Source organism: Vibrio sp. E150_018 (genome assembly GCF_053544035.1).
In genome coordinates this window covers 302009-314262 of the sequence record NZ_JBHGNY010000002.1, presented here as the reverse complement: position 1 = coordinate 314262, position 12254 = coordinate 302009, and the positions used below count along the sequence as shown (strand labels likewise).

The 12254-nt window shown below is 42.0% G+C and carries 11 protein-coding genes; 2 read left to right on the top strand and 9 right to left on the bottom strand.

The window, feature by feature from the left end; all coding sequences use genetic code 11:
• Nucleotides 1-190: 190 nt before the first annotated feature.
• The 5 genes from rplS to ffh all read right to left on the bottom strand — a co-directional run bounded on the left by rplS (nt 191) and on the right by ffh (nt 3814).
• Nucleotides 191-544 carry a 50S ribosomal protein L19 gene (gene rplS, locus ACE3G9_RS04165; RefSeq protein ID WP_027697614.1) on the bottom strand — a complete coding sequence of 118 codons (354 nt, stop codon included), beginning with the start codon at nt 542-544 and terminating at the stop codon, nt 191-193.
• 41 nt (nt 545-585) lie between these two features.
• A complete protein-coding gene (gene trmD, locus ACE3G9_RS04160) occupies nt 586-1347 on the bottom strand; it encodes a tRNA (guanosine(37)-N1)-methyltransferase TrmD (protein WP_417880795.1) in 762 nt (253 codons plus the stop codon).
• Nucleotides 1348-1375: 28 nt separating this feature from the next.
• On the bottom strand, nt 1376-1909 hold the full coding sequence (gene rimM, locus ACE3G9_RS04155; protein WP_417880796.1) for a ribosome maturation factor RimM: 534 nt from the start codon (nt 1907-1909) through the stop codon (nt 1376-1378).
• A gap of 42 nt (nt 1910-1951) precedes the next feature.
• Complete coding sequence (rpsP, locus tag ACE3G9_RS04150; protein WP_027697617.1) at nt 1952-2200, bottom strand: 30S ribosomal protein S16; 249 nt, start codon at nt 2198-2200, stop codon at nt 1952-1954.
• A gap of 234 nt (nt 2201-2434) precedes the next feature.
• A complete protein-coding gene (gene ffh / locus ACE3G9_RS04145) occupies nt 2435-3814 on the bottom strand; it encodes a signal recognition particle protein (protein ID WP_449218533.1) in 1380 nt (459 codons plus the stop codon).
• Nucleotides 3815-4102: 288 nt separating this feature from the next.
• Between ffh and ACE3G9_RS04140 the strand changes: the two genes are divergently transcribed.
• Both ACE3G9_RS04140 and ACE3G9_RS04135 read left to right on the top strand, forming a co-directional pair.
• Nucleotides 4103-4906 carry a cytochrome C assembly family protein gene (locus ACE3G9_RS04140; RefSeq protein WP_417880798.1) on the top strand — a complete coding sequence of 268 codons (804 nt, stop codon included), beginning with the start codon at nt 4103-4105 and terminating at the stop codon, nt 4904-4906.
• 157 nt (nt 4907-5063) lie between these two features.
• Nucleotides 5064-6347 (top strand): HlyC/CorC family transporter, encoded by a 1284-nt coding sequence (locus tag ACE3G9_RS04135; protein ID WP_417880799.1) that lies wholly within the window; start codon nt 5064-5066, stop codon nt 6345-6347.
• Between the two features lie 159 nt (nt 6348-6506).
• Here the strand turns inward: ACE3G9_RS04135 and luxS are convergent, their stop codons facing one another.
• The 4 genes from luxS to ACE3G9_RS04115 form a co-directional block, all read right to left on the bottom strand.
• Nucleotides 6507-7025 (bottom strand): S-ribosylhomocysteine lyase, encoded by a 519-nt coding sequence (gene luxS, locus ACE3G9_RS04130; protein ID WP_237294744.1) that lies wholly within the window; start codon nt 7023-7025, stop codon nt 6507-6509.
• 39 nt (nt 7026-7064) lie between these two features.
• The gene (locus ACE3G9_RS04125) at nt 7065-7679 is read right to left on the bottom strand and encodes a transglycosylase SLT domain-containing protein (RefSeq protein ID WP_449218532.1); all 615 of its coding nucleotides are present in this window, start codon (nt 7677-7679) and stop codon (nt 7065-7067) included.
• A 1-nt stretch (nt 7680) separates the two neighbouring features.
• Nucleotides 7681-9252, bottom strand: coding sequence for a glutamate--cysteine ligase (gene gshA / locus ACE3G9_RS04120; protein ID WP_449218531.1), 1572 nt, complete (start codon nt 9250-9252; stop codon nt 7681-7683).
• 153 nt (nt 9253-9405) lie between these two features.
• The gene (locus tag ACE3G9_RS04115) at nt 9406-12249 is read right to left on the bottom strand and encodes a M16 family metallopeptidase (RefSeq protein WP_449218530.1); all 2844 of its coding nucleotides are present in this window, start codon (nt 12247-12249) and stop codon (nt 9406-9408) included.
• Between the last annotated feature and the right edge of the window lie 5 nt (nt 12250-12254).

Here is a 12254-nt window from a genome sequence, read left to right as displayed (position 1 = left end):
GCTCGAGAACGGAAAAAGAAGGTTGCGAGTAGCATGTTAAGTGTTGCGTGTGAAAACAACAACGTTCTCGGATAATATTTTCCTAGCAACTAGGAACGAGAAGCGTAGTGATCCTAGCAGCGCAGCGATCCCTACCTAACAAAAAACGGGCCCCAAATGGGACCCGTTTACTTTGAGAACGCAGCGTGCGTTACTTCTTAGCCAGCTTCTCTTTGATACGAGCTGACTTACCAGAACGCTCACGTAGGTAGTACAACTTGGCACGACGTACTGCACCACGACGCTTAACTTCAATGCTATCAACCATTGGAGAGTGAGTTTGGAAAGCACGCTCAACACCTTCACCGTTCGAGATTTTACGAACTGTGAATGCTGAGTGAAGACCACGGTTACGCTTAGCGATAACAACGCCTTCGAATGCCTGTAGACGCTCACGGTCGCCTTCTTTAACTTTAACCTGAACTACAACAGTGTCACCTGGTGCAAATGCAGGGATGTCTTGTTTCATTTGCTCTTCTTCAAGAGCCTTGATGATATTACTCATGTGTCTATTTCCTAGATTAAACTGATACTAAATTTATTAGGCTAGTTGCTTCTATCTTTTTTCAAAGACCGCTGTTCACGAATGAACTGCGCCAGCAATTGTTCCTGTTCGTCAGTCAGAGCTAGGTTTTCCAGAAGCTCTGGTCTTCTAAGCCAAGTACGGCCTAGCGATTGTTTTAACCGCCAGCGACGAATGTCCTCATGATTCCCAGAAGTCAGTACGCTTGGCACCGTTTTCTGGTTTAACACTTCAGGACGTGTGTAGTGCGGACAATCCAACAAGCCATTAGCAAAAGAGTCTTCTTCTGCCGACGCAAAATCTCCAAGCACCCCCGGAACAAACCGAGAAACTGAATCAATTAACGTCATGGCTGGGATTTCCCCACCCGTCATTACAAAATCCCCTATCGACCATTCTTCATCAACATAAGATTCAATAATGCGCTCATCTACTCCTTCGTAGCGGCCGCAAATCAGAATCAAGTTCTCATTGGTTGCCAACTCTTCAACTCCTTGCTGGTCGAGTTTACGACCTTGGGGAGATAAGTAGATTACTTTCGCCTTACCCGGTGAAGCTTGCTTGGCTGCATTAATGGCATCGCTCAAAGGCTGAACCATCATCAACATGCCAGGGCCACCACCGTAAGGTCTATCATCAACAGTGCGATGCTTATCATGAGTGAAATCACGAGGGTTCCATGACTCTAATGATAAAAGACCTTTTTTAACCGCTTGACCAGTAACACCATAATCAGATACGGCTCGGAACATGTCGGGAAACAGGCTAATTATGCCAATCCACATTGTGTTTCTCGCTTATCTAGTTAGGTGTCTAGAATCCAGGATCCCAGTCAACTTCGATCCGTTGAGCTGTGCGATCAACATTTTTGATCACTTGCTCTTCAAGGAACGGAATTAATCGTTCCTTTTGGCCAAAAGCATCTTTTAAGTTCGCTTTTACTACTAGAACATCATTTGAGCCCGTTTCCATCAAATCAGTCACTTCACCTAAGTGATAGCCTTGAGTTGTGTAAACTTGCATACCAAACAACTCACGCCAGTAGAATTCTGCTTCTGACAGTTCAGGTAGTGCGATTGGATCAATCAAGATTTCAACGTTAGCGTACAATTGTGCGTCTTCGCGAATATCGATGCCTTCAAGCTTACAAACATAACCATTATTATGGCGTTTCCAGCTTTCAACTTTATATTGAACCAATTGACCCTTTTGTTTAATAAACCAAGGGCTGTACTCAAAAATACTTTCAGCGTTGTCGGTATAGGAAAAAACTTTAAGCCAACCACGAATGCCGTAAGAAGAACCAAGCTTACCTACAACGATTTTTTCGTTTTGTTGTTCACTCATTGTTTTTACCTTCAACCTTTACAACTACTAATGTGCTAATAATTAAGCCGCTTTTTGAGCGTCTTTAACTAGTTTAGCAACACGGTCAGATACAGATGCGCCTTGACCAACCCAGTGGTTAACGCGATCTAGGTCTAAACGTAGACCTTCTTCTTGACCTTGAGCTGTAGGGTTAAAGAAACCTACGTTTTCAATGTAGCGACCAGTTGCTGCACAACGGCTGTCAGCTACAACGATTTGATAAAATGGACGCTTTTTAGCGCCGTGACGTGCCAAACGAATGGTTACCATGTCGTCCTCTTTTGCTTTCTCAATAATTAAATTAGCCCCAAACCTTGTTTTTTCACTCACAATGTGAGGATAAAAACGACTTGGGGCCTCGTGCCAAAATAAAGCCCCCGAATTTTACTCTTATTCAGAGTCAATGCAAGGGCTTTAAGTATCTTTATGTTTAAGTTTTCATCAAAAACATAGTGTGACAGAGTTAACACTTCATGTCACGAAACGCATTTGGATGAAATTGAATTAACGACCGAAGCCGCCCATTCCTCCCATACCACCGCCGCCCATCATGCCTTGCATGTTGCGCATCATGCCTTTCATTCCACCTTTCTGCATTTTTTTCATCATTTTCTGCATTTGGGTAAATTGTTTTAGCATACGGTTAACGTCTTGAACTTGAGTGCCTGAACCGGCAGCGATACGTTTTTTACGTGAACCTTTAATCAGTTCAGGATGTTCGCGCTCTTTCATGGTCATCGAATTAATCATCGCTTCCATTTGCGTGAACATTTTATCATCAACTTGATCTTTAACATTAGCAGGTAAATTCCCCATGCCTGGCAGTTTGTTCATCATGCCTGCCATGCCGCCCATGTTTTTCATCTGGCCAAGTTGTTCACGGAAATCTTCTAAGTCAAAGCCTTTCTTCTGCTTGAACTTCTTCGCCATTTTTTCAGCTTTGGCTTTATCTACATTCTTCTCTAGATCTTCAATAAGAGACAGAACATCGCCCATACCTAAAATTCGCGAAGCAACACGATCTGGGTGGAAAGCTTCTAATGCATCAGTTTTTTCACCAACACCTAAAAACTTAATTGGCTTTCCTGTGATATGCCGAACCGACAATGCAGCACCACCACGCGCATCACCATCCACTTTAGTTAGGATGACACCGGTTAACGGTAGTGCATCACCAAAAGCTTTTGCGGTGTTCGCCGCATCTTGACCTGTCATGGCATCAACCACAAACAGCGTTTCTACCGGTTTGATCGCTTGATGAAGGTCTTTGATTTCAGACATCATTTCTTCATCAACCGCTAAACGACCCGCGGTATCCAGAATCATAACGTCATAGAATTTTTTCTTCGCGTGATCGATAGCGGCATTAGCAATATCGATCGGATTTTGATCAGCACTTGATGGAAAAAAATCCGTCCCGACTTCGGTTGCTAAGGTTTCAAGCTGTTTGATCGCCGCTGGACGATAAACGTCAGCAGACACCACCAGCACTTTTTTCTTATCACGCTCGGTTAATAATTTCGATAATTTACCAACACTGGTGGTTTTACCCGCACCTTGTAAACCGGCCATTAAAATCACAGCTGGAGGCTGAGCAGCAAGATTTAGCGCTTCGTTCGATTCGCCCATCACTGACTCAAGTTCAGCTTGAACGATCTTGATGAACTCTTGGCCTGGTGTTAACGATTTAGAAACCTCAATACCAACGGCACGCTCTTTTACTTGTTTTACGAAATCACGAACAACAGGAAGGGCAACATCCGCTTCAAGTAACGCCATACGTACTTCGCGTAAAGTATCTTTGATGTTATCTTCTGTTAAGCGCCCTTTACCACTGATATTTTTCAGCGTACCGGACAGTCTTTCGGTTAAATTATCAAACATGATTCTGCCTAATTAAACATAAGTTTTATTGAAAAAGCGGAATGAAGACACTGAAGATTCAGGGATATTTCAGCTTTTTACTCTAATTAAGTTGGGCCATTTGGCCTTTGAATAAGGGTAGTATAACGATGCAAGCTCGATGTTTCACTGACTTTCCTATTCTTGGCTATTTTTTCTTCTGTGAGATGAATAATTCTCCCGTTTAAAATGATAGTATCCTCGTTAGGTGTGACTATATACCCACACCCCCCATAAGAGTTATAATCACCTATCTGATGGATTTTTTTAATGAGTAATATGGAAAACTTGCTTTCAATCATTGCTGTTATTTTATATTTCGCGGCGACTTGCATGATCGTCCCGGGGCTAGTGCACCGCTCTGGCATCAGAATTAAGCTGGTATTTAGTTTAGCTATTCTTGCCATCGCCACTCACGGTTGGTTAATTAGCGATCTCATTTTAAACCCTAATGGGCAAAACATGAGTATTCTCAATGTCGCTTCTTTAATTGGTTTTATTATCTGTTTAGTACTCACGGTTTCGATGTGGAAAACACGCCTTTGGTTTTTATTACCAGTTGTTTATAGCTTTGCTGCGATTAACCTGTGCGCTGCCAACTTTCTACCAAGCACCTTCATTACTCACTTTGAAGGAAAAGTTGAATTACTGATTCATATCACCATTGCGCTATTTGCTTATTCAACCCTTGCCATCGGAGCTCTATTTGCTCTGCAGTTGGCATGGCTTGATCATCAACTGAAAAGCAAAAAATCATTGCTCATTAACCCTAACCTCCCTCCTTTAATGATGGTGGAAAGGCATCTTTTCAAGGTCATACTAATTGGTACGGTTTTATTAACGGCAACACTTGTTACTGGAGCCATCTACACCGAAGGTATGTTCTCTTCAGCCAATGCTCATAAAAGTGTTCTATCCTTTATTGCTTGGGTTTTATACTGCATTTTATTATGGGGGCATTACCAACAAGGCTGGCGAGGCAAAAGAGTACTTTGGTTATCCATTAGCGGTACGAGCCTACTCACACTAGCTTACTTCGGTAGCCGCTTTGTTAGAGAAGTAATTTTAAACTAATTATTACCTCAAGATGCTGAAACTCGCATCTTGAGGTTACTTGAGTATAATTGCCCCATCTATTGACAGGGTAATAAGATTTCGTCATAACTGCTAACTTCAAATTATCGCGTAGATGGTTTGTATCTAATTATAATAATCAAAGGAAAACCTAAGTTTGGGTGAAATATCGACGGGGCTGTTGTTTGCCCTACTTGCAATACTTATCCTCATTTCAGCTTATTTCTCTAGCTCAGAAACTGGCATGATGTCTCTAAACCGTTACCGTTTGCGGCATCTTGCTAATCAAGGGCACAAAGGGGCTAAGCGAGTTGAGTCACTCCTTGAACGCCCAGATCGCTTAATCGGTCTTATCTTAATTGGTAACAACCTAGTTAACATTCTTGCCTCTGCGATTGCCACCATCATAGGGATGCGTTTATACGGCGATTATGGGGTAGCAATTGCCACAGGTGTACTCACCTTAGTCATTCTTGTGTTTGCTGAAATTACACCAAAAACATTAGCAGCGCTTTACCCTGAACGAGTTTCATATTCAAGTAGTATTTTATTACGCATATTAATGAAGGTGTTGTCACCACTTGTTATTCTCGTCAACTTCATCACTAATGGCTTATTACGTTTATTAGGCGTAAGAGCGGAAGATTCAACAGGCGATCCTTTAAGTTCCGAAGAGCTCCGCACCGTAGTAAATGAGGCAGGTAGCCTTATCCCTCGTCGTCACCAAGACATGTTGATCTCAATTTTAGATTTAGAGCATGTCACGGTAAACGATATTATGGTACCTCGTAACGAAATCACCGGCATCGACATTAATGATGACTGGAAGTCGATTGTTCGTCAGTTGACTCACTCAGCTCATGGCCGAGTTGTATTATACCGTGATCAGATTGATGAAGTGGTTGGCATGTTGCGTTTGCGTAAAGCCTACCGCTTAATGCTTGAAAAAAATGAATTTAATAAAGAAACATTACTGCGTTCTGCCGATGAAGTATATTTCATTCCAGAAGCAACACCGCTTAACGTTCAACTATTAAAGTTCCAACGCAATAAAGAACGCATTGGCATGATTGTCGATGAATACGGCGATATTATTGGTTTAATTACCTTAGAAGATATTCTTGAAGAGATCGTTGGTGAGTTTACTACCTCTATGTCTCCAAGCCTTGCCGATGAAATCACGCCACAAAGCGATGGCAGTTACCTGATTGAAGGCAGTGCTAATATCCGTGATATCAATAAAGGTTTGAATTGGAAACTACCAACCGATGGCCCAAGAACATTAAACGGTTTGGTTTTAGAACATTTAGAGGATATTCCTGAAAGCTACCTCAGTATTGAAGTGGCGAACCATAAGATGGAATTAATTGAAATCGCCGAGAACAAGATCAAGTTAGTGAAGGTCTACCCTTCGAAGAAAAAACCTAAAAAAGTACGTTAGCGGAGATCGAGCCTCGGACGCCCTGCTTCTCGCTGCTCGATCTATATGGAAGTAATATTATTTAAAAGGGCCCTTAGCTTGTTATAAGCTAAGGGCCCTTCTATTTGTAACAGCTTATTCGAGATATGAGCAACGAAGCGACGAAACTCGCATACATTACTAGTCTACTTTTAGCTCTTGTAACATGCTTTCAGGTAGTGCTAGTTCATCATTTTTATTGACTTGAATGCCCGCGGCAATGATGTTTTTAGCAATCTCTTGTGCTTCAGTTAATGAATGCATTGAGTAAGTGCCACATTGGTACTCATTCAATTCAGGGATTTTATTCTGGTCTTCTACCTTCAGTACATCATTCATCGCTGCAAGCCAAGCATCTGCTACTTGTTGTTCAGTCGGAGTACCAATCAAACTCATATAGAAACCTGTGCGACAACCCATTGGTGAAATATCGATAATTTCCACTTCACTACTGTTTAAGTTAGCACGCATAAAGCCGGCATATAAATGCTCTAAAGTATGAATCCCTTTCTCAGATAAAATATCTTTATTCGGGATACAAAAACGTAAATCAAATACCGTAATGGTATCGCCTTTTGGGGTTTGCATTGTCTTGGCAACACGAACTGCAGGTGCGCTCATACGAGTGTGATCGACGGTGAAGCTATCTAATAAAGGCATTACTTATTCTCCTAATTCTTTGCAACACAATTGGTTCCATTAAAAAAACCAACTGCGGTTATCTTCCAGTTCAGCTTGGCACTTTTTCAACTGCCAGCCATAATTTTTTGCGGTTTGCTCTACTCGACGAGCGACCTTCATTAGTGAAGGCTTGTTCTGATATGTCTTTCGTTTAAAACCACCACGACCGTCATGGTACGCAAGGTATTGGTTGTAAGCATCCCACTTAGAAATGCCTAGACGCTTTTGCGAACCATCCATGTACCAGCCAATAAACATAATGGCATCGCCAAAATCATCTCTTGAAGACCAAGAATTCACTTCATCTTGATATTCGGACCACACAGGGTCTTGGGCTTGTGCATAACCATACGCACTACTCATTCGCCCCCAAGGAATAAAACCTAAAAAGTAATAACGAGGCGGCTTAGCATCACCAACAAAAGAGCTTTCTTGTTTCATAAATGCCATGGAAATCTGAATAGGCACGACATATTCATCATTCATCTCTAAAGCATCTTCATACCAACTGGGGTATTGGCGAAAAATATCACATATATTATCTTGATTATCAGGCGGCGGCGTTGCACAACCAAACAATAGGAGACTAATACCAAGCTTTACGCTAGCGGATACTCTTCTTCCCCAAATCATATTATGACTGACTTAAATAAGAAAAGTAGTCGGCAAGAAAGTCATCAAAGCTTAATTGGTCAGCATTTTCGACTTCTTGCTGAGCCTGACGAGAGCGTACTACTTCCGCTTCCATCATCTGCTGATTATAGACTTGGTATTGATGCACTAATAATTCATCGCGATATTGCTCACCAAGTTGGCAACCGACTTTACCAATACCACCCGCTTGACGAATGTTATTAAGTAAACGACCAGAAATGGTTAACTCAGGATCCTCGATCCATGAACTTAACGTCTGGCACACCGATTGGTAATCATTTCCACCATGTGCTTTATCCATTTCAACCGCAATTTCTTGTAACTGAGCAAACATTAACTTACCCCAATGAACGAGAGTATTCGGCGCTTGGTCACAGCATAGTTTAAATTCTAATCCTGGTTTACGCCCTTCCAATATGACATTATTCCAATTACTACGCCAACACTCCAAATCGCCCTCTTTCATCGGCGCAGATTCTTTTAAACCACACCAAGTCACGAATAAATCTAAAAACAGCACTTGCTCTTTATCCACCCCAACAGGGCTGAATGGGTTAACGTCTAGTGAGCGAACTTCAATATATTCGACTCCACCACGTTTTAACGCTTCCGATGGTTTCTCTCCATCTTTGGCAACACGCTTAGGTCGAATTGGCGCATAAAGTTCATTTTCGATTTGCAAAACATTGCTGTTCAGTTGACGGTGTTCACCATCGACTTTCACACCGAGCTTAGCAAATCGCTCTGAAGGTTTATGCATCGCCGAGTTAAGCCCATCAAGATACTCTTGCAAGCTATTGAAACCAATATGCAAATCACTTTGAGCGCTATTGGTATAGCCTAGATCGCTCAAACGTAATGCTGTCGCATAAGGTAAATATAGCGTCTTGCCAATCTTTTCAAAATCTAGCCCAATTTCTCGGCCTTGTAAGAATGAAGGACATAATGCCGGTGAAGCACCAAATAGATATGGAATGATCCAGCCATAACGGTAGTAATTACGAATTAAGGCGAAGTAGTCTTCTGATTTAGTATCCGATCTCTGCTGTTCGTTTTGTTCACCATATAAGCTATCCCAATAACTTTCTGGGAAAGAAAAGTTAAAGTGCACGCCAGAAATAATTTGCATCAAACTACCATAGCGGTGCTTCAAGCCTTGGCGATACAAATTTTTCATTCGGCCAACATTCGATGCACCATACTCTGCGAGTGGGATCTTATCTTCATCACTCACAAAACAAGGCATCGACATCGGCCACAACTTCTCATCACCCATTTTCGTCATGGTGAAGTGATGAACATCTTTCAATTGATGTAGTAATACATCGACATCATGAGAAACTGGTGTAATGAATTCGAGTAAAGATTCAGAAAAGTCGGTGGTAATCCATTGGTTGGTTAACGCCGAACCTAAAGTTTGAGGATGAGGCGTTAAGGCAAGGTGATCATTAAGATCATAACGTAACGCTTCACGCTCAATTCCGCGTCCAAATTGCTTAAACGTGTTTGGGTTGCTAGCAACTTGCTCAAGGCGTGCAGAAAAGTCGGTCAAAATAGCACTCACTTATTGTGGTTTGCGATCCGAGTAGGATAATCATTCTGGAAGATAATTGCCATCAGGAAAACCTGACATCAAAGAAAATAAAGGCCCGTTATCGATAAAGTGAATTAACATCAATAACGGGGCAATCATAACTTATGGGCGTTAATGCTTAACTTCAAGGTTTTGGATAGGAATTGCTAATTTTTTCAATTCAGGAGTTAGCTTTTTAGCATCTCCTACCACAATAATTTGAAAATCTTGTGGCTGGAACCAAGTAGCAGCGGCTTTATTGAGTGTCGACTTATCAACAGTTTTTACTATTTCTGCTTTTTTATCAATAAAATCATCACTCAATGAATAGTCTAAGATTGAATATAACAAGCTGGCTTTCTGCCCTGGGGTCTCATATTTCAAGGCATCTTGTTGACCAACAGCTAAACGCATAAACGCAAGTTCATCATCGGTCATGCCGTCTTGACTGTAGCGTTTCAACTCTTTCAATAGCTCTTGAATAGAGGCAGCGGTAGAGTCTGCTCTCACTTGTGCACTATATAACACTAAACCGGTTTCTTTGGTTCCATAAACTGCGCCACCTGCGCCATAGGTAAAGCCTTTGTCTTCACGCAAGTTTTGGTTGATTCGGCTATTAAAATTACCGCCTAAATTATAGTTGGCTAACTGGGTTAAATACATCTCCCCTGTCGCATCATAAGGCATACCAATACGCGCTAATCGAACAACACTTTGTGGCGAGTTCGGTTTATCCACTAAATAAATAGATTGCTTAGTAGGTGGTTTAATCTTACCGACCGTTGGCATTGTTACTTTTTCACCAGACAACTTATTTAAAAAGTTCAATGCTTGTGATGCTTGTGATTGATCAATCGCGCCAACAACCACCGCTTTCGCCTCTACCGGCGTGTAATGGCTACGATAAAATTGCTGTACATCTTTTAAGGTTAAGTTCTTAAGTGAATCGACACTACCATCGGCATTGCGGCTAAATAAGCTCCCTTTGTACAGCACTTGTTTGGTTGCTTGTGAGGCAAGCCATGATGGCTGTTGGTGTGAATAAATTAACCCCTGAATAGTTTGATTCTTCACACGCTCAAAATCTTGCTGATTAAAGGCAGGTTTGAATAGCATTTCATCGGCAATTTTTAAGGTCGCATCCAGATTTTTAGTCAATGAGGTAATCACAACACTCGACTGATAACCACCGGCAGAAAAACTCACACTACTACCGAGCTTGTCTAACTCTTGTTGCAGTTGTTCACTAGTGTTCTCCGTAGTGCCCTCTTGCAGCATCGCGGCAGTTAAATCGGCTAAGCCTTCTTTACCCGGTGGAACATAGCGACTACCAGCTGGAAAAGACACTTGAATAGCGACCGTTGGCGTTTCTGTGGTAGTGGTGCCAAGGACTTGAATACCATTGTCTAAATTAAAGCGGTATAACTCAGGCATAGTGCCAGAAACGGCTTGGCCGACTTCTGGTACTTGCGAGCGGTCAAAGTTGTCTTTCGGCTGACGAATATCAAGTTGATCATCGGTAATTTTTGGATAGTCAGGTAGATCGCGCTTCGGTGGCGTAAAGTTTGGCTTTTGCACCTCTAACTGAGTTTGCTTTTTCGGCACGACACTGAGCACCACTTTGTGCTTACCATCGACGAATTGCTGATAAGCTTGTTGAACAGATTCTGGCGTCACGCTTCGGATCTGATCCAGTTCCGTTTGTAATCGATCTGGCTGGTTATAAAAAGTCTGATTAGCAGCAAGTTGTGAAACTTTACCGCTGACGCTTTGCAGAGCATAGATAGTGCCCGCTTCGGCTTGACCCGTAATCGCATCCAGTTGCTCTTGCTTAACGCCTTCCGTTTTCACTTGCTCTAGCGCTTTATTTAATGCTTGATAGATAGGCGTGAGATTACCTTTATCTCCAGAATCCCCCATCGCATACACATATAAAGTACAAGATAACTCGGCGCAATCTTGGAACGCCCCAGCATCTATAGCAACTTGGTTTTTCACTAAGTTTTGGTACAAGATACTATTTTTACCATCACCTAGAATGGCCGCCAACGCATCAATCGACGCTTCTGACTCTGCACCACGATATTCGGTTGGAAATGCCATCATAACCATTGGCTGGCGAATTCGGTCTTCTAGGGTAATAAAGCGATCATTGGGTAAGCTCACTGGCTGCTTATCAGCATCAGTCACTTCTGGTCCTTTAGGAATAGAACCAAAATACTTATTTACCCACGCAAGAGTCTGCGCTTCATCAATATCACCACCGATAGTTAATACAGCATTATTTGGGCCATACCAACGTAAAAAGAACGCTTTTAAATCATTTACATCAACACGATCTAGGTCTTCAACATACCCTATGGTTTGCCATGAATAAGGATGATTTTTCGGGTACAGTGCTTCGCCTATTCTTTCATACACTAGGCCATAAGGGCGGTTATCATAATTTTGACCGCGCTCGTTTTTCACCGTATCTCGCTGAATTTCGAATTTACGTTGTGATACGGCATTGACTAAAAAGCCCATACGATCTGATTCTAACCACAGCATTTTTTCTAACTGGTTAGATGGTACAGTTTCAAAGTAGTTGGTGCGGTCTCGGTTGGTAGTACCATTTAAAGTACCGCCAGCTTCCGTGACAATCTTAAAGTGTTGCTGATCACCAACATGCTCTGAACCTTGAAACATCATATGCTCAAAAAAATGCGCAAAGCCGGAGCGGCCAATTTTTTCACGTGCAGAACCAACATGATAGGTAACATCAACATGGACAAGTGGATCAGAATGGTCAGGAGAAAGGATAACCGTTAGGCCATTATCTAATTGATATTTTGAATACGGGATGGATGCTTTATCAGGATCAGCTGATTGAGATTCAATAAGGTGGACACCTTGTGGCAAGGGTGATGTTTTATTCTCCCATAGAGAACAGCCAGACAAGGTAAGCAGAGTCAAAACCAGTAGCCAGTTTTTCATTTATA